Here is a 21,244-nt window from a genome sequence, read left to right on the forward strand (position 1 = left end):
AAATTTTGTGGGTTTCTTTTAAACATAGTTCTTTGGTAATCTGGCTTCAGTGCCCTGCCACTCGAGGTCAAATAACCCTTTTTCTCTCCAAGGAACATTTTCTTGTCGCGAGAGCACAGGATGTGCAGGGTTTGGCCGTTACCGACAGGAAGTCGGCGATTTTAGGCCAAACTGGGGGCACTTAAGCTTTTTTCTATAACTGTTAAGAAAAAATACTTTACAAACATTTTGCTTACTGATATTATAATCTTTGTTGTTTACTAACAAAGGTTTATAAATATAAACACATTACAGTAAAAATATTCGGAGGTGCTATATAAAATGGCAGTAAAAATTCGTTTAAAGCGTATGGGTTCAAAGAAAAATCCTTTTTATCGTGTAGTAGTAGCAGATTCTCGTTCTCCTCGTGACGGTCGTAATATCGAAGAGATTGGGACATACAATCCAGTTGCTGCTCCAGCTCAAGTGAATATCAACGAAGAGCTAGCTCTTAAATGGTTACAAAATGGTGCTAAGCCATCTGATACAGTTCGTAACTTATTTTCAAAGCAAGGAATTATGGAAAAGTTCCACAATGCAAGAAATAGCAAGTAGAACGTGGTAAATATGAAGGAATTAATCGAAACGATTGTAAAGCCTTTGGTTGACTATCCAGAAGAGGTTGTCATTACGGAAGTAGAGGACAATCACACAATCACGTATAAATTAGCTGTTCACAAAGAGGACGTAGGAAAAGTAATTGGTAAAAACGGACGAGTAGCAAAGGCAATCCGAACTATTATTTATTCCACGACTTCTAAAAACAATAAACGTATTCATCTAGATATTCAATAACACTAAAGATCACAAACGTTTCATCATGATCTACTAGAAAAAAGGGCGAGGATTTCCTCTCCCTTTTTTTAAATCTCAAGAATGTTTTACACCCTTTACCTCCAATCCTTGTTTCCTTTCACAGGTTTCAGTTTGAATACTTCGATACAACATTCAAATGAATTTTAGGAGCCTAATGTTTTTTAAAGCCTAGTCTTGATACATATTTTTAGGAGATGATATGCTTGAAAATCCTTCAAAAAGTGGTCGTCAAACAAGTCCTAACTGAAAAAAGCAAGCTGGAACTGAGTGAAAAACTGAATGAAAAAAAACTTCAGTTACAAAAGGAACATGAACAACTACGCTTTGAGCGAAAGAAACTTGAATCAACTACTTCATACCCATCTCCTGCAGCAAGAATATATGAGAAAGAAATGAAACAAAGATTGGAAAAAATTAAAAACATTGATTTTCAAATCCAACAACTACATATGCTACCATTAGGTAGTGAACTAAAAGAAAAAGAAGTACAAGCTATGGTTGACGTTAATGTCGGTGATAACTGGGTAGATCTTGACAAAACAATCATTATCAAGGAAGGCAAGGTAATTGAAATACGATAGAGGTGTTGTGAGTGCAAAAATGGTTTAATGTAGGGAAAATTGTTAATACTCAAGGAATAAAAGGAGAAGTTCGGGTCATTTCAACCACCGATTTCCCGCAGCAACGATATGCAAAAGGAAATATGTTATTTATCTTTACAAATCAAAATGAAAAACCGGTCCCTGTAAAGGTGGCATCTCATCGAGTGCATAAGAATTTCGATTTACTAACGTTTGAAGGACTCCATACTATTAATGATGTGGAAAAATTCAAAGGGAGTATATTAAAGGTTCCAGAAGAGCAGTTAGGAGAGCTAGATGAAGGTGAGTATTATTATCACGAGATCATTGGTTGCCAGGTAATTTCTGAAGATGGTCTTGAGATTGGTAAAATAAAAGAGATCATTTCAACCGGAGCCAATGATGTCTGGGTCATCAGTAGAGAAGGAGAGAAGGATGTCTTAATTCCTTATATTGAGGATGTAGTCTTACAGATTGATACAGAACATAAGAAAATCATAATTCATCCCATGGAAGGATTGCTTTCATAATGAAGATTGATATATTAACACTGTTTCCTGAAATGTTCGTGGGTGTGTTAAATAATTCGATTTTGAAAAAGGCTCAGGAGAAAGAGGCTGTAACGATACAAGCTCACAATTTTCGTGATTATTCTGAGAATAAACATAAAAATGTTGATGATTATCCTTATGGTGGAGGAGAAGGTATGGTTCTTACCCCTCAACCGATATTTGATGCTGTGGATCAACTCACATCCCATAAGGAAAAAAAACCTAGAATTATTCTAATGTGTCCTCAAGGGGAAACCTTTACCCAAAAAAAAGCGGAAGAGTTAGCTAATGAAGAACACTTAATTTTTATTTGTGGGCATTATGAAGGGTATGACGAACGGATTCGTGAACATTTAGTGACTGATGAAATATCAATAGGCGATTATGTCTTAACCGGTGGAGAGCTAGCTTCAATGGTGATTGTTGATAGCGTTGTGCGGCTTTTACCCGATGTGTTAGGAAATGAACTATCCCATATGAGGGACTCCTTTAGTACTGGTTATTTAGAGCATCCACAATACACGAGACCTGCCGATTTTAGGGGGATGGTGGTACCCGAGGTGCTTTTATCAGGTAATCACAAACATATTGAAGAATGGCGTTCAAAAGAGTCTTTAAAACGAACATTTCAGAGAAGACCTGATTTAATAAAAAAAGAGGTGCTTTCTGCTGAGCAAATAAAATGGCTAAAGGAATTTGAAAACGAATAGAACTAGCTATTGAATATATTTCATTCGTATGGTATGATATCACATGTGACTTAGGCAAATATGTCAGTCGTTATCAAGGTGTTCCGCTGCAATGATACAAGCATTGTTATGAGCGTCTGTTGGAAGGAGTTGAAGACGATGCAAAAACTAATTGAAGAAATTACAAAAGACCAACTTAAGTCTGACTTACCTGCTTTTCGTTCTGGAGACACTGTACGAGTACACGTAAAGGTAGTTGAAGGAAGCCGTGAGCGTATCCAGATTTTTGAAGGTGTTGTAATTAAGCGTCGTGGTGGTGGAATTAGCGAAACTTTCACAGTACGTAAGATTTCTTACGGTGTTGGTGTTGAGCGTACATTCCCTGTGCATACACCAAAGATTACGTTAATTGAAGTGATTCGACGCGGTAAAGTACGCCGTGCGAAGCTTTACTACTTACGTAACCTACGTGGAAAAGCTGCACGTATCAAGGAAATTCGATAATAAAAATGTAAAGGAGCTTGTGAATCAAGCTCCTTTTTCACACCAATAATATGAATCGTGGCACAAAGAAGCACTATTTTAATATTCTATGTTGGAGGAGAGAAAATGACTCGTCAAAAAAGCGAAGCATGGGAATGGATTAAAGCGCTTGCTATAGCCGTGTTACTAGCAGGAGCGATTCGCTATTTTCTTTTTGCACCAATAGTTGTAGACGGACTTTCCATGATGCCGACCCTCCATGACCAAAATAAAATGATTGTAAATAAGTTTAGTTACCAACTCGGAGAACCAAAACGATTTGATATTGTCGTTTTTCATGCACCTGAAGAAAAAGATTATATTAAGCGTATCATTGGTTTACCTGGTGATCATGTCTCTTATAAAAATGATGTTTTGTACATAAATGGTGAACCCGTTGAAGAACCTTATCTTCAAACCGCTAAAAACGAAATTGTTGATTCTCCATTGACCTATGATTTTGAGTTAGAGGAATTAACAGGTCAGAATGAAGTGCCAGATGGACATTTATTTGTCATGGGTGATAATAGACGTTTTAGCAAGGATAGTCGAAGCATCGGTTTTGTCCCAATGGATAAGGTTATTGGTAAAACAGGAATTGTCTTTTGGCCAATTTCAGAGTTCCGAATCGTAGAATGAGTTGTCCTATATTGACGGCTCGGATAAAAAGGGAAGAGTAAAACTCATTCCCTTTCTTTTATTGTTAAGGAAACTATAAAAGCTCATCACTTGTGGATAACTGAGTGATGTGCGTATTAATTCGGCTCCAGTGCCCAACCCGCCTGAGGGCAAATAACCTGTATGAAGAAATAGGAAAGATTTCCTTTTTCTTTATTACAGAACATTCGCTCTGCCTAAGGCTAATCGGGGCGCTTGCGCCTTTTTTCTTTGTTTCAAAGAATACTCTTCATCATATGGTTTAACTATAGGATGATACGATTGCTTGACGTTTTTTCTGATGGAAAAAGATATACGTTTTTAGACATAATAAAGACTACAGAGAAACTTATGAAAGTAAGGAGGTTCATCCGATGACAATTCAATGGTTTCCAGGGCATATGGCGAAAGCAAGAAGGCAAGTTCAAGAAAAACTAAAACTGATTGATGTAGTTATTGAATTAGCAGATGCGCGTATCCCTCACTCATCTCGGAATCCAATGATAGATGAAATTGTAACATCTAAACCTCGTTTAATGCTATTAAACAAGGCAGATTTAGCAGATGATAAAAAAACACGTGAATGGATTCAATTTTTTCAAACTAAAGGTATTAAAACCTTAGCAATTGATGCTCAATCTGGTAAAGGAATGAAGCAAATCGTTGAAGCGTGTCAAGGACTTGTAAAAGAAAAGTGGGAGAAAATGAGGGCTAAAGGGGTTGTATCCCCCCGCGCCATTCGCGTATTAATTGTTGGAATTCCGAATGTAGGTAAATCGACACTTATAAATAAGCTTGCAAAGCGGAATTTAGCAAAAACGGGGGATAGGCCAGGAGTAACAACAGCTCAACAGTGGATAAAAGTTGGAAAGGAACTTGAATTACTAGATACGCCAGGGATTTTATGGCCTAAATTTGAGGATCAGCAAGTAGGATTACGTTTAGCCACTACTGGTGCCATAAAAGATACAATCTTAAATCTTCAGGACGTTGCTGTTTTTGCTTTGAGATTTTTATCCACACATTACCCAGTTGAATTTAAAGAGCGCTATCAGCTAGATGAAATCCCAGATGAAATTGTAGACTTGTTTGATGAGATAGGTAAACGTAGAGGTTGTTTAATGGGAGGAGGAATGGTGGATTACGATAAAACGTCGGAATTAGTGCTTAGAGAAATCCGCGGAGGGAAAGTAGGAAAACTGACCTTTGAAGTTCCCTCAGATTGGGAGAACAGTCATACCTAGGTAGCTAAAATACTAACTCTTATGTATGTACATATAACGATTGGTATGAATAATAGCCAATTCGATTCGTTAGAATGCAACATGTAAATTGAATATTGTTAAACTGATTGAAAGCGAGCGCTTGTCAATTATTCTGAAATAGACCTGTTTTTATATCAGGTCTATATTTTTTGCCCAAATGGCCGATATAAAAGTAGAAGTGAGGGCGAACGAAAAATGAACAAAAACTATACTATTGAAGAAATTGGAGAGATTCTCTCAAAGAGTGAAGTTGATAAAAATATTCTAAGAGATCTGTATAAAGATAAAAGAAAAGGGGTCTTAAAGCTTCTTGAAAAATGGGAAAAAAAGCAAATGCTTCTTAAGCAATTACAAGGACAATTAACTGCAATGTCCGTATATGAAAAAGAGTATAAAAATCAGGGGTATGAATTCATAGCTGGTGTGGATGAAGTAGGAAGAGGACCATTAGCTGGACCTGTAGTTGCAGCTGCTGTCATACTTCCTGAAGGTTTTTCTGTCTTAGGCATAAATGATTCAAAACAACTATCAGAAGAAAAAAGAGAATACTTGTTTGATCAAATCCAAGCTTCTGCAATTAGTATTGGCATAGGAATCATTCCCGCTAAACAAATTGATGAAATAAATATATATGAAGCCACTAAACGTGCAATGCTTAAAGCAATCAACATGTTACAGGTAAAGCCTCACTATTTATTAATTGATGCGATGAAGCTTCCTATAAACATACCGCAACTATCACTTGTTAAAGGTGATCAAAAAAGTATTTCAATTGCCGCAAGCTCCATCATTGCAAAGGTTACGAGGGATCGTTATATGAAGAGAATGGGGGAAGCATATCCAGAGTATGGTTTTGAGAAGCATATGGGATATGGAACAAAGCAACATATTGAAGCTATTTCAATGCATGGAATTATCGGAGAGCATAGAAGGACCTTCTCTCCTATAAGAGAGGAAGTTAAGGAAGCAAAGGGGTGAGTGCATGAATCCAATTCAAATTATGCAAACCTTAGCCAAAAGTGACCATTTAGCTAAGGTGAACGTTTCGACATTAAGACCAGGACAATTGTTTTTTGGAAAGATTGAAAAGCTATTTCCAAATCAAACAGCTCTTGTTCAATTAGGGGCAATGAGAATACATGCACAACTCGAAGCCTCCTTAAACATCATGGAAAGACATTGGTTTGAGGTGCAGCCTAGTAAGGAAGGGGATATTAGATTAAGAGTATTAGATGAAAGACCGAATGGACACCATCGTAGTCAAGAATCTACCCACCTACTCTTAAGACAATTTAACCTACCCGAAAGTAAACCAAATCAACAATTACTCCAATTTTTACTTTCAAAGGAGCTTCCTTTTACGAAGGAGCTTTTACTCAAGGCAGCAGAGTGGGTGAAAGAGACAAAGGATATGTCGAAAGCATTGCCTGCATTAGAATTTATGATAAAAAAAGAGTTACCGTTTACACATCAGACCTATAAATCCATGGTTGCACTTCAAGATTCTTCGTCACTAACGCATCAATTAGAAAAGCTGAGTAACTTGATTAATGGTCCTAAGTTTGAGCATTCTACATCTATTCAACTTTTGAGGCATACAGTCTCTAGCTTATTAGGTCTGTCAACAGCTGATGAAGGAATAAAAGTTGCAACAGAGCTGTTAAAGCAATGGCTATCACCAAATTCAAACGTTGAGGGTCAAGAAACGTCTTATCGGCTACTCCAAAAACTTAACATCCTTCCAGCAAGAGGTTCACAGGAACAGGTTATTAGTGATTTGATTCATCAGCTTGATGTGAAAAAATCAATAACAGCACCCGTCCAAAACACTTCTGAAAAGCCGATGTTAAAGGTTAGTCCCACAGCAAGTGAAGGAAAGCAAACGAGTCAGTTATTGGACTTACTATTGAACTCCTCTAAAGTTACTCAAAGTATCATATCACCTGAAAGAACACAGAAGCTTCCAAGTCAGATTTCTGCTCTATTAAATTCGAATGAGTCTTTGAATGAAGCAGAAAGAAAACTTCTTCGACAAATTAATGACCAATACCTTCAACCTAAGTTAAAGCTTGATTCAGGAACTGATGTAAAGCAGCTTTTTAGGCAAGTGTTCGAATCACTAGGTCTTGAGTACGAAAAGAAATTGGAATCATGGGTAAAGTTTGGGAATCAAGAAATTGCCCAAGAGCTTGAGGAGTTGAAGCCACTTTTGATGAAGGTAATAAAGGAGGCTGGTGTAAGTGGAAAAGAACTTGAGCCCTTTATGCATAGATTAACTGGATTACAACTATTATCACAAGAAACATCAGGTCCTTTGCAGCAGCTATTCATGCAATTCCCTTTAAATTTTGGAGAAAAACGAACAGATTTGACACTTCAGTGGAGTGGTAGAAGGACAAAAGATGGACAAATTGATCCTAGTTTTTGTAGAATATTATTTTACTTGGATCTTCAAAATATCGAGCAGACAGTGATTGACATGCAAGTTCAAAATCGGGTCATTAATATTCATATTATTAACGATACTGAGGGATTAGAGTCGCTACTATTACAACATCAAGAGGTGTTAAAGGCTCAGCTCGCTGAATTGAACTATACTTTATCAAAGGTAAAATTGGTACCATCTACTTTACATCAAAAACCGTTGTCACATAAACTGCCTACTGGTAAAAACTTGTTTTCTCAAGAATCCTACCAAGGAGTTGATTTAAGGATATGAATGATATGCAAAAACATAAACGCGCAGAAGCGATAGCTCTTTCATATGATAACAATAAGCAATCAGCTCCTAAAGTAATCGCAAAAGGAAAAGGAATTATAGCCGAAAACATTATCGAGAAGGCGATCGAGCATGATGTACCTATACAAGAGGACCCGTCTCTAGTTGAAGTATTGAGCCAGCTTCAAATTAATGAGACCATTCCAGAAGAATTGTATCAAGCTGTTGCAGAAGTGTTTGCTTTTATTTACCGCGTAGATAAACATCACCCAAGAAAGTCTACTATGTAAAAATAGTAGACTTTTTTGATAGATAATTCGAAAAATTTAAATTTTTCACCGTTCAACCATTAAATCTTCTTGAATAGTAGACAATGATAGCGTCATTTTATACAATGAAAACGCAGTCTATTATTTTATGTATAATAAGGTATTGTTCGTACGTATTTTGTTTCGGTTTTTTGAAAAAAAGAGGGGCATGATATGATATGAGAATAGCCTTACATAATGTTAGGAGGATGAATAATGAATATCCATGAGTATCAAGGTAAAGAGATCCTCAGAAAATATGGGGTTTCGGTCCCAAATGGAAGAGTTGCATTCACAGTAGATGAAGCTGTTGAAGCGGCAAAGGAACTAGGAACACAAATTTGTGTTGTAAAAGCACAAATCCATGCTGGTGGACGTGGAAAAGCTGGTGGTGTAAAAGTTGCAAAGAACTTAGATGAAGTTCGTACATACGCTAACGAAATTTTAGGCAAGACATTAGTTACTCACCAAACAGGTCCAGAAGGAAAAGAAGTTAAGCGCTTACTGATTGAAGAAGGTTGCGATATTAAAAAAGAGTATTATATTGGTTTAGTTTTAGACCGTGCAACTTCACGTGTTGTTTTAATGGCTTCTGAAGAAGGTGGAACAGAAATTGAAGAAGTAGCAGAACAAACACCTGAGAAGATTTTCAAGGAAGTAATTGATCCTGCAATTGGTCTTCAAGGATTCCAAGCAAGAAGAATTGCATTCAATATTAACATACCAAAAGAATTAGTTGGTAAAGCTGTTAAGTTTATGATGGGATTATACACAGCATTCGTTGAAAAGGATTGCTCTATTGCTGAAATAAACCCACTTGTAGTAACAGGTGACGGGGATGTTATCGCACTTGATGCAAAGCTGAATTTTGACTCTAATGCTTTATATCGCCATAAAGACATCTTAGAATATCGTGATCTTGATGAAGAAGATCAAAAAGAAATTGAGGCTTCAAAATATGATCTGTCTTATATCTCACTAGATGGTAACATCGGATGTATGGTTAACGGGGCTGGTCTTGCTATGGCTACAATGGATATCATTAAGCACTACGGCGGAGACCCTGCAAACTTCCTTGACGTTGGTGGCGGAGCTACTGCTGAGAAGGTAACAGAAGCATTTAAAATCATTCTGTCAGATGAAAATGTAAAAGGGATTTTTGTTAACATCTTCGGTGGAATCATGAAATGTGACGTTATTGCTACAGGTGTCGTTGAAGCTGCGAAGCAAGTAGGATTAAAAGTGCCTTTAGTTGTTCGTCTAGAAGGTACAAACGTAGATTTAGGTAAGAAAATTCTATCTGAGTCTGGTTTAGATATTAATGCTGCAGATTCAATGGCAGACGGCGCACAAAAAATCGTATCACTAGTAGGATAAGAAAGGCAGGGGACAAACATGAGCGTATTTATTAATAAAGACACAAAGGTTATTGTACAAGGTATTACAGGTTCAACTGCGCTTTTCCATACAAAGCAAATGCTAGAGTACGGCACTAAAATTGTTGGTGGTGTAACTCCTGGTAAAGGTGGAACAGAGGTTGAGGGAGTTCCAGTATATAATACTGTTTCTGAAGCAGTACAAGCAACTGGAGCAAATGCTTCTGTTATCTATGTACCTGCACCATTTGCAGCAGATGCTATTATTGAAGGTGTAGATGCAGAATTAGATTTAGTTATTTGTATTACAGAGCATATTCCTGTTCTTGATATGGTAAAGGTTAAGCGTTATATGGAAGGAAAGAAAACTCGTCTTGTAGGGCCAAACTGTCCAGGGGTTATCACTCCTGAAGAGTGTAAGATTGGTATTATGCCAGGATACATTCATACAAAAGGTCATGTTGGAGTCGTTTCTCGTTCTGGTACACTAACATATGAAGCCGTTCATCAATTATCTCAAGCAGGTATCGGTCAATCAACTGCAGTAGGTATTGGTGGGGATCCAGTTAACGGAACAAACTTCATCGACGTATTAAAAGCTTTTAATGAAGATGAAGATACGTATGCAGTTATCATGATCGGTGAAATCGGTGGAACAGCTGAAGAAGAGGCTGCTCTATGGGTGAAGGAAAACATGACAAAACCGGTAGTAGGATTTATCGGAGGAAGAACTGCACCACCGGGTAAACGTATGGGGCATGCTGGTGCGATTATTTCCGGAGGAAAAGGTACTGCTGACGAAAAAATTCGCGTAATGAATGAATGTGGAATTAAGGTTGCAGATACCCCTTCTGTAATGGGTGAAACATTAATTTCTGTTCTTCATGAGCGTGGAATTTACGAAAAGTGTAAAACTCACTAAATATCATAAGTAGCTCCTCTAAAAAGGGGCTACTTCCTTTATATATTTTAATACTATGAAAAAGGAGGATGTAATGTATACGATTCAAACGCGTTTAATTCATATCCATCAATGTCAGACCATAACTTGGTCCAATCTATATCGCATCTTAAAGGTTGATCCTACTTTAGAAAGCCTCTATCATCTAACCCCAACTCAACTTCATAAGAAATTTAATCTCCCATTAGAAAAAATGAAAAGTTTATATAATAATTTGCAATCTTACCCAATAGACAGTATGCTAGAACAATATAAATGTCAAAATATTCAGTGCTTAACTCTGCTGGATTCTTTGTATCCATTTTCACTAAAACAAATTTATGACCCCCCTTGGGTGTTATATGTTAAGGGAAATATTGAAATATTAAATAATAAAAGGATTCTTGCTATTGTTGGATCTAGAACCCCAACATCTTACGGGAAAAATGGAGCACGGGAATTAACAAAAGCACTTGCTCATTACAATTGGGTTACGGTGAGTGGGTTAGCAATAGGTGTTGACACGATAGTTCATCGAACCACCTTAAATAATAATGGAAAGACAATTGCAGTGTTGGGTTCAGGATTGTTACATATTTATCCTACTGGCAATCGAATGCTAGCAGAAGAAATTGCACAGAATCATTTATTAATTTCAGAATATCCTTTAAACGCGCTTCCTCAAAAATGGCATTTCCCTGCTAGAAATAGGATAATTAGCGGACTAGCATTAGGGACGTTGGTTATTGAAGCCGCAGAGAAAAGTGGCTCTCTCATAACGGCAGATTTAGCTCTTGCTCAAAACCGTGATGTCTTTGCTCTTCCAGGACCGATTACTTCTAGGTTTTCCATAGGGACAAATCAATTAATTCAACGGGGGGCAAAATTAGTACAATCAGTAGAGGATATTTTTGTGGAATTTGAACATTTATCGTTATAAATAATCTTTATTTTTAACTTTTTGGTTAATTACGTTTGACAAATAGTATATGAAAATTTAATATAGGTGAAGATTTCATATACATAAATATATTCGTAATATTACCTCTTAAGGAGGAGCATATAGAATGGCAGAATACTTAGTTATAGTAGAATCGCCTGCAAAGGCAAAAACGATAGAACGTTATTTAGGAAAAAAATACAAAGTAAAAGCATCTATGGGACATGTTAGAGATCTCCCTAAAAGTCAGATGGGTGTAGAGGTGAAAGATCATTACTCGCCTAAGTATATTACCATTCGTGGTAAAGGACCTGTTTTAAAGGAACTAAAAACAGCTGCAAAAAAAGCAAAGAAAATTTATTTAGCAGCTGACCCTGATCGTGAAGGGGAAGCAATTGCATGGCACTTAGCTCACAGTTTAGATGTAGATATTCATTCAGATTGTCGTGTCGTATTTAATGAGATTACGAAAGATGCGATTAAAGAGTCTTTTAAACATCCACGTCCTATCAACATGGACCTTGTTGATGCACAGCAAGCAAGGCGTGTCCTAGATAGACTAGTCGGCTATAACATTAGTCCATTATTATGGAAGAAAGTTAAAAAAGGACTGAGTGCGGGAAGAGTTCAGTCAGTCGCTGTCCGTTTAATAATTGAACGTGAAAAAGAAATCAAAAAGTTTATTCCAGAAGAGTATTGGACGATTAAAGGAGAATTTTTAAAGAGTAAGGAAATTATAGAAGCACAGTTTTATGGTGTGGAAGGAAAGAAACAAGAATTAAAGACAGAGTCTGAAGTAAAAGAAGTACTGTCTAAAGTAAAAGGAAAAAACTTTTCGATAAAAAGTGTGACGAAGAAAGAGAGAAAAAGAAATCCAGCGGCACCATTTATCACATCATCGCTCCAACAGGAGGCTGCTCGTAAGCTGAATTTCCGTGCTAAGAAAACGATGATGCTCGCCCAACAACTTTATGAAGGAATTGATTTAGGAAAAGAAGGCACCGTTGGTTTAATCACTTACATGAGAACAGATTCAACAAGGATATCAGATACGGCGAAGGAAGAAGTATCTCAATACATTCTTTCAAATTTTGGTGAAGAGTATATTACGACTAAGGTAAAATCAGAAAAGAAAAAACAAAATGCCCAGGATGCTCATGAAGCAATACGTCCAACATCCACGCTTAGAACACCTAGTGAATTAAAGCAATATCTTTCTAGAGATCAACTTCGTCTATATAAGCTTATTTGGGAACGTTTTCTTGCTAGTCAAATGTCACCAGCTATCATGGATACAATGACCGTTGATCTAGAAAATAATGGTGTTATATTTAGAGCTACAGGTTCCAAAATCAAATTCCCTGGCTTTATGAAAGTATATGTAGAAGGAAATGACGATCAAGATGAAGAAAAAGATCGAATTCTACCTCCATTAGAAGAGGGAGAAGAATTAGTCATAAAAGATTTTGAGGAGAATCAACATTTTACCCAACCTCCTCCAAGGTATTCAGAGGCAAGACTTGTAAAGACCTTAGAAGAGCTTGGCATTGGTAGACCTTCTACCTATGCCCCTACTCTAGACACAATTCAAAAACGTGGGTATGTGGCACTAGACAATAAAAGATTTGTTCCTACAGAACTTGGAGAAATTGTAGTAAGCTTAGTTTCTGAGTTCTTCCCAGAAGTAATAGATGTTGATTTTACTGTAAATATGGAAACTAGCTTAGACAAGATTGAAGAAGGAGATATTGATTGGGTAAAAGTAATTGACTCGTTTTATAGAGACTTTGAAAAAAGACTAGAAATAGCAGAAAAAGAGATGGAATCAGTTGAAATCAAAGATGAGCCTGCAGGTGAAGATTGTGAAAAGTGCGGGCATGAGATGGTTTATAAAATGGGGCGTTATGGAAAGTTCATGGCATGTTCTAACTTTCCAGAATGTAGACATACGAAAGCTATTGTCAAAGACATTGGTGTAGATTGTCCGAATTGTGATAATGGGAAAATAATTGAGAGAAAAAGTAAAAAACGACGTATCTTTTATGGATGCGATCAATATCCAAAATGCGAATTTATCTCATGGGATAAACCTATTGCACGGAAATGTCCAAAGTGCGAAAGTTTGTTGGTAGAAAAGAAGCTTAAAAAGGGTATTCAAGTTCAGTGTATAACTTGTGATTATAAAGAAGACCAACAAAAATAATGATGTGAGCATAAAAGTGCTCACATCTTTCCATTTTTTATACGAATTTTTAGAATATTGATTAAATGGAGGGTTTGCAGTGACAGATGTAATTAATGTAATCGGTGCTGGTTTAGCGGGAAGTGAAGCAGCCTGGCAAATAGCAAATAGAGGATTAAAGGTTCATTTGTACGAAATGCGTCCAATCAAACAAACGCCAGCTCATCATACTGACAAATTCGCTGAATTAGTATGTAGTAATTCATTAAGAGCCAACTCACTAACAAATGCTGTTGGTGTGTTAAAAGAAGAAATGAGGAAACTGAATTCAATTATTATTCAATCAGCTGATGCTTGTTCTGTACCAGCAGGAGGGGCACTTGCAGTAGATAGACACGAATTTGCTGCACATGTTACAAAACATGTGCGGAATCACCCTAATGTTACGGTTATTAATGAAGAGATTATGGATATACCAACTGGTCCCACGATCATCGCGACAGGTCCTCTAACATCGAAAGCTTTATCAGATAAGCTTCAAAGTTTAACAGGTGAGGAATATCTATACTTTTATGACGCAGCTGCTCCAATTCTAGAAAAAGATAGCATCAATATGGACAAGGTTTATTTAAAGTCAAGGTATGATAAAGGGGAAGCGGCCTACTTGAATTGCCCTATGACAGAAGAGGAGTTTGACCGTTTCTATGAAGCAGTAATGGCTGCAGAGGCCGTACCTTTAAAAGAGTTTGAAAAAGAGATATTTTTTGAGGGGTGCATGCCCTTTGAGGTGATGGCAGGACGTGGGAAGAAGACACTATTATTCGGACCTATGAAACCAGTAGGTTTAGAGGACCCAAAAACTGGAAAGATACCTTATGCAGTTGTCCAACTTAGACAGGACGATGCAGCAGGTACCTTATATAATATTGTAGGATTTCAAACTCATCTGAAATGGGGAGCTCAAAAAGAGATTATTCAATTAATTCCAGGATTAGAGAACGCAGAAATTGTTCGTTATGGTGTTATGCATCGAAACACATTTATAAACTCACCGAAGCTCTTAAAACCAACCTATCAATATCGTGATCGAGACGACCTCTTCTTCTCAGGGCAAATGACAGGCGTAGAGGGGTATGTTGAATCTGCGGCTTCAGGATTAGTGGCAGGTTTGAACGCAGCGAAGTTAGTGTTAGGGGAAGATCTGGTTGTGTTTCCTCATGAAACAGCGATTGGAAGCATGGCTAGGTATATCACAACAGCCAGCCCAACTAATTTTCAACCGATGAATGCAAACTTTGGTTTATTCAAAGAGTTAGATAAGAAAATCAAAAATAAACAAGCAAGGAATGAAGCTCTTGCAGATAGAGCGCTAGAAACAATTCAGAATTTTATAAAAAAATAACATATTTTCATTGCAAGGGCGGATAAATTGTGTTACGATTTATTCGCCTTGTGAGGTGAATGAAGACGGGTATATGTCACTCTACATAAAGTTTAACAGAATATTAACAATTTTAACGAAACTACTCTAATGATTTAATCGTATACTATATATGACACAAAAAAATGTCATAATATGCTACAAGGATGGTTATTCGTACATAAACAGGCAATTATTATTAAATACAAAAACGATTGTGTGAAATTTTGAAACCATTCCGAGAGGAGACAAAAGATGTCAACATTTCATGCTACAACGATTTTTGCTATTCACCACAATGGTCAATTTGCCATGAGTGGAGACGGTCAAGTTACGTTTGGAAACGCTGTCGTGATGAAACATACTGCCAAGAAGGTTCGTAAGCTTTTTCAAGGGCGTGTCCTCGCTGGGTTTGCTGGCTCTGTAGCAGATGCATTTACACTGTTCGAAAAATTCGAGGGGAAATTAGAAGAATACAATGGTAACCTTCAACGAGCGGCGGTTGAATTAGCTAAGGAATGGAGAAGTGATAAGGTCTTAAGAAGACTAGAAGCGATGCTGATCGTAATGGACAAAAACCATTTATTATTGGTATCAGGTACTGGAGAGGTAATTGAGCCTGATGATGGAATACTCGCAATAGGATCAGGTGGTAATTATGCTCTGTCAGCAGGCCGTGCATTAAAAAAACACGCAGGTAATCACCTTTCCGCAAAAGAGATAGCTAAGGCCGCGCTTGAAACGGCAAGTGAAATTTGTGTTTACACAAATGATCAAATCATTGTGGAAGAACTTTAAAAGGGAGGCCTCATGATGAACTTAACACCCCGTCAAATTGTAGAGCGTCTAGATCAATTTATTGTCGGACAAACAAATGCGAAAAAAGCAGTTGCGATTGCGCTTCGAAACCGATATCGTAGAGGACTATTAACTAGTACTTTAAAGGATGAGGTAGTTCCAAAAAATATTATTATGATCGGACCAACAGGTGTTGGTAAAACTGAAATTGCAAGAAGAATGGCTAAGTTAGTTGGAGCTCCGTTTATTAAAGTAGAGGCGACAAAATTTACCGAGGTTGGATATGTTGGTAGAGATGTTGAGTCAATGGTACGAGATTTAGTAGAGACTTCTGTCCGTTTAGTAAAAGAAGAAAAAATGGTTGCTGTTAAGGATAGGGCACAAGAAAATGCAAACAAAAGAATTGTAGAACTACTAGTACCAGAGAAACAAAAACAAACGAGTATGAAAAATCCGTTTGAAATGTTGTTCGGCGGATCCCAGTCCAACCAAGTTGAAGATGAAGATATACAAGAAGAACAATCGATTGCTCAAAAGAGAAGGCAAATTGCCCATCAGTTAGCGCTTGGTGAACTTGAAGATCATATGGTTACGATTGAAATTGAAGAACAGCAACAATCCATGTTCGATATGCTGCAAGGGTCCGGTTTAGAACAAATGGGAATGAATATGCAGGACGCTCTAGGTGGACTTATGCCTAAAAAGAAAAAAAAGAGAAAACTTCCTGTTTCAGAGGCGCGAAAGGTCTTAACAAATGATGAAGCTCAGAAATTAATCGACATGGATGAAGTGACACAAGAGGCAATTGGACGTGCTGAACAAACTGGAATTATCTTTATTGATGAAATTGATAAAATTGCAGGCAAAAGCCAAAGTAGCTCAGCGGATGTGTCGAGAGAAGGTGTTCAAAGAGATATCCTTCCTATTGTAGAGGGATCTACTGTTGTAACAAAGTATGGTTCAGTCAAAACAGATCATGTCCTTTTCATTGCAGCAGGTGCATTTCACATGGCAAAGCCATCAGATCTCATACCTGAATTACAAGGTCGTTTCCCAATTCGTGTTGAATTGACTAAATTAACTGTTGAAGATTTTGTACGCATTTTAATTGAACCTGATAATGCACTGATTAAACAATACGTTGCACTATTGGAGACGGAAGGTATACAAATTGAATTTTCTGACGATGCTATTCGTAAGTTAGCTGAAGTTGCCTATCATGTAAATCAGGATACAGACAATATTGGTGCAAGGCGTTTACATACGATAATGGAACGTTTACTAGAGGACCTATCATTTGAAGCGCCAGATATCACTTTAGAGAAAATCACAATAACCCCGCAATATGTTGAAGAAAAGCTTGGTACTATCTCTAAAAATCGAGATCTAAGCCAATTTATTTTATAGAACTGTTTTAAGGTTTAAAACCTTAAACAATAGGAGGAGCAAGGTAAAATGGAATTATTAGAAAAAACAAGAAGGATTAATGCACTTTTGCAAAGAGCTGCAGGTAAGCCTGTGAATTTCAAAGAAATGGCTGAGACATTACGTGACGTTATTGAAGCAAACATCTTTGTAGTAAGTAGAAGAGGAAAACTTTTAGGGTTTGCGATAAATCAACAAATTGAAAATGAACGCATGAAAAAAATGTTAGAGGATAGACAGTTTCCTGAAGAGTATACAAACAGTTTATTTAATATTAATGAAACTTCGTCCAATCTTGATATCAACAGCCCTTACACGGCGTTCCCAATTGAAAATAAAGATCTATTCGAGAGGGGTTTAACAACTGTTGTCCCTATCATCGGTGGAGGAGAAAGACTCGGCACGTTAATACTAGCTCGTCTTACTGGTCCATTCTTAAATGATGATCTTATCTTAGGGGAATACGGTGCAACGGTAGTAGGAATGGAGATACTGCGTGAAAAAGCTGAAGAGATTGAGGAAGAGGCTAGAAGTAAGGCTGTTGTACAAATGGCAATTAGCTCACTTTCGTATAGTGAGTTAGAAGCGATTGAGCATATTTTTGAAGAGTTAAAAGGTAATGAAGGTCTGTTGGTAGCAAGTAAGATTGCTGACCGAGTGGGAATTACTCGTTCTGTCATTGTTAATGCACTTCGAAAATTAGAGAGTGCTGGAGTCATTGAATCAAGGTCTTTAGGTATGAAGGGAACTTATATAAAAGTACTAAATGACAAGTTTCTACATGAATTATCCAAATTGAAAACGAGCTAATTACGAAAAAGCCCAATATCCGTCGGGATATTGGGCTTTTTTTTGTGGGTCAAGTTGAGGGAATTCGAGGGAAATCGTCATTTTTTTAAAAAAAATAATGTTACAACATTCGACATTGTATATAATAGAGATACACATGAAAAAAAGTAGCGACAAAAAAAGACTTAGATAGGTCTATTCGCTTATTTTTTGATTGTACTTATAATCGTATAGACTTATCTATCGGAATTAAATAGAATAATAGTGAAAAAATATGTGAAAAAAGTATGGATTGCATTAATATAATTTCTAATATAAATTATTAAAAGACGAGGTGAAGTTGTATGAAACTCTTTTCTGGTACAATAAACAATTTAGAAAATTCGCTAAATTACTCCAATTTAAAACAAAAAGTAATTGCACAAAATATTGCAAATGTCGACACTCCTAACTATAAGTCAAAGGAAGTCCTGAAAACCTCGTTTCAATCAGAATTGAAAAGTGCAATGCAAGCTTTTAAAACAGATACTAGGCATTATGATTTTACAAATGCATCTGCAAGAACGAGCTTTCCGGTCGTTCAAAACTCTAACTCTTCATATAACCATAATGGTAATAGTGTAGATATAGATAAGGAAATGGCTGAATTAGCAGAAAATCAAATTTACTACAATGCACTAATCGAACGGATAAATGGAAAGTTTAATTCATTAAGAACGGTAATTTCAGGAGGGAAATAATAAATGTCGATGTTTCATGGTCTAAATATTACAGCGTCAGCCTTAACCGCCCAGCGATTACGTATGGATATCATTTCCTCCAATATGTCTAATGTTGATACGACAAGAGGAAAATTTGTCGATGGGGAATGGCAACCTTACCGTAGAAAGATGGTTGTTGTGCAACCTAATGAAACAAAATTTTCATCTTATTTGAACACGGCAATGAAGACTTCCACAACCCAGGCGGGAGCAGTTGGGAATGGAGTAAAGGTGACGAAAATTGCCGAAGATCAAACACCATTTAAGTTAGTGTATAATCCAGAGCACCCTGATGCAGACGAGGATGGATATGTGCAAATGCCAAATGTTGATCCTCTTAAAGAAATGGTTGATTTAATGAGTGCAACAAGGTCATATGAGGCAAATGTTACAGTATTTAATGCAAATAAAAATATGCTAATGAAAGCATTGGAAATAGGAAGGTAGGGTGTAGCATAGATGATAAATAAAATTGGCAACCAACCTCTCATCAATAATCAGATGGTAAACCAAATCGGTAAGGCTTCACCAGCTGATTCACAAAAGCAATTTGCGAGCTTTCTAAAAGATTCAATTAACAAAGTAAATCAAGCTCAGATTCAATCGGATATAGCTACTAACAAACTTGCAAATGGTGAAAATATCGATTTACACCAAGTGATGATTGCTTCTCAAAAGGGGAGTATCACGATGCAAGCTACAATTGAAATTAGAAATAAAGTAATAGAAGCTTACCAAGAGATTATGAGAATGTCAGTTTAATGGAGAGATAAGGTAGATAGACAAAGAATAACTGGGAGCGGTTATTACTCTTGCCGATAAACGACGACATAATAACCGGGGGAAACTAATGAACGAGAAAATGCAATTATCTCTAAATAAAATAAAAGATTTTTGGGGTAACAGATCAACAGCACAAAAGGGTATGTTGATTGGTTCTGTTATTCTCTTTTTCATTTTAATATTCGCAGTTGTGACGATGTCATCTAAGGTGAACTTTGTCCCTCTATACAGTAACCTTTCACCAAGGGAAACTGGTGAAATAAAAGCACAGTTAGATGGAAGAGGAATACAGTCACAGATTTCAGATAATGGGTCTACCATTTTAGTTCCTGAAGAGGTTGTAAATACTCTGAAAGTTGAACTTGCTGCTGAAGGATACCCAAACAGTGGGAGTATTGACTATTCATTCTTCAGTCAAAACGCTGGATTTGGTATGACTGATAATGAATTTAACGTATTAAAGCTTGAAGCTATGCAAACTGAGCTTTCAAACCTTATGAAGGGGATTGAAGGAGTACAAGATGCGAAAGTAATGATTAACTTGCCCCAGGAATCAGTGTGGCTAACAGATGATATTCAAGCAGCTTCTGCTTCAATTGTATTAAATACACAAGCAGGTTATCGCTTTGAACCAGAGCAGGTTCAGGCTCTATATAATTTAGTATCGAAAAGTGTTCCTAACCTTCCTACTGATAATATCGTCATCATGAACCAGTTTTTTGAGTATTTTGATTTAAAAAATGAAAATAATGCTAAACACAATGATCCTACTACTGCATTCCAAACTCAACATCAAATTAAACAAGAAGTCGAAAGAGATATACAACGTCAAGTGCAACAAATGCTTGGAATGATGATGGGTCAGGATAAAGTAGTCGTTTCTGTAACAGCAGATATTGATTTTACACAGGAAAACCGTGAGGAGAATCTAGTTTTACCAGTTGACCCTGAAAACATGGAGGGTATAGCTGTTAGTGTAGAACGAATCACTGAAACCTTCACGGGCAACGGAGCAGCAGCTGGGGGTATTGAAGGAACCGGCGAGACGGATATCGTGAATTATGCAACAGGTGCTGAAGGTGGAAATGGGGATTATGAACGAATCGAAGAGCGCATCAATAATGATGTTAACAGAATTAGAAAAGAAATCGTTGAGAGCCCTTATAAGGTAAGAGATATTGGGATTCAGGTTATGGTTGAACCACCAACTGCTGATGACCCAGCTTCATTACCACCACAGGCCATTGATGAAATAGAACAGATTTTAAGTACAATAATTCGAACTTCAATTGCTAAAGAAGCAGGACAGCCGCAATTAACAGATGAAGAAATTGCAACTAAAGTTGCTGTGTCTGTTCAACCTTTTAATGGCAAAGTTGATTTTGCTGCTCCAACACAAGCGATGATTCCTTTATGGGCATACATTGCTGGTGGTGCACTAGTAATTATCATTTTATTATTAGTATTTCTTCTATTTAGAAAGAAAAAGAAAGAGGAAGAAGAGGCAGAAGCGGAAGCTATGCTTAAGGAGTCAATGGCTGCTGCTATCAGTGTTCAGGATATTAATGATGAACGAGAGCAAGAATCAGATATCATTAGACAACAGCTTGAGAAATTAGCAAAAGATAAACCAGGAGACTTTGCAAAGCTATTAAGATCATGGATTGCAGAAGAGTAGGAGGA

The 21,244-nt window shown here is 37.0% G+C and carries 23 protein-coding genes; all 23 read left to right on the top strand.

The features are described from left to right. Positions 1-321: 321 nt before the first annotated feature. A complete protein-coding gene (rpsP, locus tag ACFSCX_RS04345) occupies positions 322-594 on the top strand; it encodes a 30S ribosomal protein S16 (RefSeq protein ID WP_377926895.1) in 273 nt (90 codons plus the stop codon). Positions 595-606: 12 nt separating this feature from the next. Further along, the gene (locus tag ACFSCX_RS04350; RefSeq protein WP_377926897.1) at positions 607-834 is read left to right on the top strand and encodes a KH domain-containing protein; all 228 of its coding nucleotides are present in this window, start codon (positions 607-609) and stop codon (positions 832-834) included. A 224-nt stretch (positions 835-1,058) separates the two neighbouring features. After that, a complete protein-coding gene (locus ACFSCX_RS04355) occupies positions 1,059-1,436 on the top strand; it encodes a YlqD family protein (RefSeq protein WP_377926898.1) in 378 nt (125 codons plus the stop codon). An 11-nt stretch (positions 1,437-1,447) separates the two neighbouring features. Beyond that, the gene (rimM, locus tag ACFSCX_RS04360; protein WP_377926899.1) at positions 1,448-1,966 is read left to right on the top strand and encodes a ribosome maturation factor RimM; all 519 of its coding nucleotides are present in this window, start codon (positions 1,448-1,450) and stop codon (positions 1,964-1,966) included. Continuing rightward, positions 1,966-2,697, top strand: a complete 732-nt coding sequence (trmD, locus tag ACFSCX_RS04365) for a tRNA (guanosine(37)-N1)-methyltransferase TrmD (RefSeq protein ID WP_377926900.1) — start codon at positions 1,966-1,968, stop codon at positions 2,695-2,697. Before rimM ends, trmD begins: the two co-directional genes overlap by 1 nt. Positions 2,698-2,835: 138 nt before the next feature. Beyond that, on the top strand, positions 2,836-3,180 hold the full coding sequence (gene rplS, locus ACFSCX_RS04370) for a 50S ribosomal protein L19 (protein ID WP_377926901.1): 345 nt from the start codon (positions 2,836-2,838) through the stop codon (positions 3,178-3,180). A 105-nt stretch (positions 3,181-3,285) separates the two neighbouring features. Next, a complete protein-coding gene (gene lepB, locus ACFSCX_RS04375; RefSeq protein ID WP_377926902.1) occupies positions 3,286-3,837 on the top strand; it encodes a signal peptidase I in 552 nt (183 codons plus the stop codon). Between the two features lie 392 nt (positions 3,838-4,229). Beyond that, positions 4,230-5,099, top strand: coding sequence for a ribosome biogenesis GTPase YlqF (gene ylqF / locus ACFSCX_RS04380; protein ID WP_377926903.1), 870 nt, complete (start codon positions 4,230-4,232; stop codon positions 5,097-5,099). 216 nt (positions 5,100-5,315) lie between these two features. After that, a complete protein-coding gene (locus tag ACFSCX_RS04385) occupies positions 5,316-6,098 on the top strand; it encodes a ribonuclease HII (protein ID WP_377926904.1) in 783 nt (260 codons plus the stop codon). Between the two features lie 4 nt (positions 6,099-6,102). Further along, positions 6,103-7,839, top strand: coding sequence for a hypothetical protein (locus ACFSCX_RS04390; protein ID WP_377926905.1), 1,737 nt, complete (start codon positions 6,103-6,105; stop codon positions 7,837-7,839). Further along, positions 7,836-8,129 (top strand): FlhB-like flagellar biosynthesis protein, encoded by a 294-nt coding sequence (locus ACFSCX_RS04395; RefSeq protein WP_377926906.1) that lies wholly within the window; start codon positions 7,836-7,838, stop codon positions 8,127-8,129. The genes ACFSCX_RS04390 and ACFSCX_RS04395 overlap by 4 nt, the downstream gene beginning before the upstream one ends. A gap of 234 nt (positions 8,130-8,363) precedes the next feature. After that, positions 8,364-9,524: an ADP-forming succinate--CoA ligase subunit beta gene (gene sucC, locus ACFSCX_RS04400; protein WP_377926907.1), complete on the top strand. Its 1,161-nt coding sequence runs from the start codon at positions 8,364-8,366 to the stop codon at positions 9,522-9,524. An 18-nt stretch (positions 9,525-9,542) separates the two neighbouring features. Further along, positions 9,543-10,445, top strand: coding sequence for a succinate--CoA ligase subunit alpha (sucD, locus tag ACFSCX_RS04405; RefSeq protein ID WP_377926908.1), 903 nt, complete (start codon positions 9,543-9,545; stop codon positions 10,443-10,445). 73 nt (positions 10,446-10,518) lie between these two features. After that, on the top strand, positions 10,519-11,403 hold the full coding sequence (gene dprA / locus ACFSCX_RS04410; protein ID WP_377926909.1) for a DNA-processing protein DprA: 885 nt from the start codon (positions 10,519-10,521) through the stop codon (positions 11,401-11,403). Between the two features lie 127 nt (positions 11,404-11,530). Further along, positions 11,531-13,606: a type I DNA topoisomerase gene (gene topA / locus ACFSCX_RS04415; RefSeq protein ID WP_377926910.1), complete on the top strand. Its 2,076-nt coding sequence runs from the start codon at positions 11,531-11,533 to the stop codon at positions 13,604-13,606. Between the two features lie 79 nt (positions 13,607-13,685). Continuing rightward, on the top strand, positions 13,686-14,987 hold the full coding sequence (gene trmFO / locus ACFSCX_RS04420; protein ID WP_377926911.1) for an FADH(2)-oxidizing methylenetetrahydrofolate--tRNA-(uracil(54)-C(5))-methyltransferase TrmFO: 1,302 nt from the start codon (positions 13,686-13,688) through the stop codon (positions 14,985-14,987). Positions 14,988-15,260: 273 nt separating this feature from the next. Further along, positions 15,261-15,803: an ATP-dependent protease subunit HslV gene (hslV, locus tag ACFSCX_RS04425; RefSeq protein ID WP_377926913.1), complete on the top strand. Its 543-nt coding sequence runs from the start codon at positions 15,261-15,263 to the stop codon at positions 15,801-15,803. Between the two features lie 15 nt (positions 15,804-15,818). After that, on the top strand, positions 15,819-17,210 hold the full coding sequence (hslU, locus tag ACFSCX_RS04430) for an HslU--HslV peptidase ATPase subunit (RefSeq protein WP_377926914.1): 1,392 nt from the start codon (positions 15,819-15,821) through the stop codon (positions 17,208-17,210). A 48-nt stretch (positions 17,211-17,258) separates the two neighbouring features. Then, positions 17,259-18,038: a GTP-sensing pleiotropic transcriptional regulator CodY gene (gene codY / locus ACFSCX_RS04435; RefSeq protein ID WP_377926915.1), complete on the top strand. Its 780-nt coding sequence runs from the start codon at positions 17,259-17,261 to the stop codon at positions 18,036-18,038. A 323-nt stretch (positions 18,039-18,361) separates the two neighbouring features. Continuing rightward, complete coding sequence (flgB, locus tag ACFSCX_RS04440) at positions 18,362-18,757, top strand: flagellar basal body rod protein FlgB (RefSeq protein WP_377926916.1); 396 nt, start codon at positions 18,362-18,364, stop codon at positions 18,755-18,757. Positions 18,758-18,760: 3 nt separating this feature from the next. Beyond that, a complete protein-coding gene (flgC, locus tag ACFSCX_RS04445; protein WP_377926917.1) occupies positions 18,761-19,225 on the top strand; it encodes a flagellar basal body rod protein FlgC in 465 nt (154 codons plus the stop codon). Positions 19,226-19,279: 54 nt separating this feature from the next. Then, positions 19,280-19,540: a flagellar hook-basal body complex protein FliE gene (fliE, locus tag ACFSCX_RS04450; RefSeq protein ID WP_377927074.1), complete on the top strand. Its 261-nt coding sequence runs from the start codon at positions 19,280-19,282 to the stop codon at positions 19,538-19,540. 88 nt (positions 19,541-19,628) lie between these two features. Next, positions 19,629-21,239 carry a flagellar basal-body MS-ring/collar protein FliF gene (gene fliF / locus ACFSCX_RS04455; RefSeq protein ID WP_377926918.1) on the top strand — a complete coding sequence of 537 codons (1,611 nt, stop codon included), beginning with the start codon at positions 19,629-19,631 and terminating at the stop codon, positions 21,237-21,239. The last annotated feature ends 5 nt before the right edge of the window (positions 21,240-21,244 follow it).

The sequence above is a fragment of the Bacillus salitolerans genome (assembly GCF_042680805.1).
Lineage (GTDB): Bacteria > Bacillota > Bacilli > Bacillales > SA4 > Bacillus_CJ > Bacillus_CJ salitolerans.

What these genes read in the sequence shown, in the direction of transcription:
- ylqF (WP_377926903.1), top strand. Translation starts at nt 4,230, where the DNA reads ATGACAATTCAATGGTTTCCAGGGCATATGGCGAAAGCAAGAAGGCAA.
- flgC (WP_377926917.1), top strand. Translation starts at nt 18,761, where the DNA reads ATGTCGATGTTTCATGGTCTAAATATTACAGCGTCAGCCTTAACCGCC.
- ACFSCX_RS04390 (WP_377926905.1), top strand. Translation starts at nt 6,103, where the DNA reads ATGAATCCAATTCAAATTATGCAAACCTTAGCCAAAAGTGACCATTTA.
- topA (WP_377926910.1), top strand. Translation starts at nt 11,531, where the DNA reads ATGGCAGAATACTTAGTTATAGTAGAATCGCCTGCAAAGGCAAAAACG.
- fliE (WP_377927074.1), top strand. Translation starts at nt 19,280, where the DNA reads ATGGTAAACCAAATCGGTAAGGCTTCACCAGCTGATTCACAAAAGCAA.
- rplS (WP_377926901.1), top strand. Translation starts at nt 2,836, where the DNA reads ATGCAAAAACTAATTGAAGAAATTACAAAAGACCAACTTAAGTCTGAC.
- sucC (WP_377926907.1), top strand. Translation starts at nt 8,364, where the DNA reads ATGAATATCCATGAGTATCAAGGTAAAGAGATCCTCAGAAAATATGGG.
- codY (WP_377926915.1), top strand. Translation starts at nt 17,259, where the DNA reads ATGGAATTATTAGAAAAAACAAGAAGGATTAATGCACTTTTGCAAAGA.
- sucD (WP_377926908.1), top strand. Translation starts at nt 9,543, where the DNA reads ATGAGCGTATTTATTAATAAAGACACAAAGGTTATTGTACAAGGTATT.
- ACFSCX_RS04395 (WP_377926906.1), top strand. Translation starts at nt 7,836, where the DNA reads ATGAATGATATGCAAAAACATAAACGCGCAGAAGCGATAGCTCTTTCA.
- fliF (WP_377926918.1), top strand. Translation starts at nt 19,629, where the DNA reads ATGAACGAGAAAATGCAATTATCTCTAAATAAAATAAAAGATTTTTGG.
- rpsP (WP_377926895.1), top strand. Translation starts at nt 322, where the DNA reads ATGGCAGTAAAAATTCGTTTAAAGCGTATGGGTTCAAAGAAAAATCCT.
- ACFSCX_RS04385 (WP_377926904.1), top strand. Translation starts at nt 5,316, where the DNA reads ATGAACAAAAACTATACTATTGAAGAAATTGGAGAGATTCTCTCAAAG.
- hslU (WP_377926914.1), top strand. Translation starts at nt 15,819, where the DNA reads ATGAACTTAACACCCCGTCAAATTGTAGAGCGTCTAGATCAATTTATT.
- hslV (WP_377926913.1), top strand. Translation starts at nt 15,261, where the DNA reads ATGTCAACATTTCATGCTACAACGATTTTTGCTATTCACCACAATGGT.
- lepB (WP_377926902.1), top strand. Translation starts at nt 3,286, where the DNA reads ATGACTCGTCAAAAAAGCGAAGCATGGGAATGGATTAAAGCGCTTGCT.
- ACFSCX_RS04350 (WP_377926897.1), top strand. Translation starts at nt 607, where the DNA reads ATGAAGGAATTAATCGAAACGATTGTAAAGCCTTTGGTTGACTATCCA.
- trmD (WP_377926900.1), top strand. Translation starts at nt 1,966, where the DNA reads ATGAAGATTGATATATTAACACTGTTTCCTGAAATGTTCGTGGGTGTG.
- dprA (WP_377926909.1), top strand. Translation starts at nt 10,519, where the DNA reads ATGTATACGATTCAAACGCGTTTAATTCATATCCATCAATGTCAGACC.
- flgB (WP_377926916.1), top strand. Translation starts at nt 18,362, where the DNA reads ATGAAACTCTTTTCTGGTACAATAAACAATTTAGAAAATTCGCTAAAT.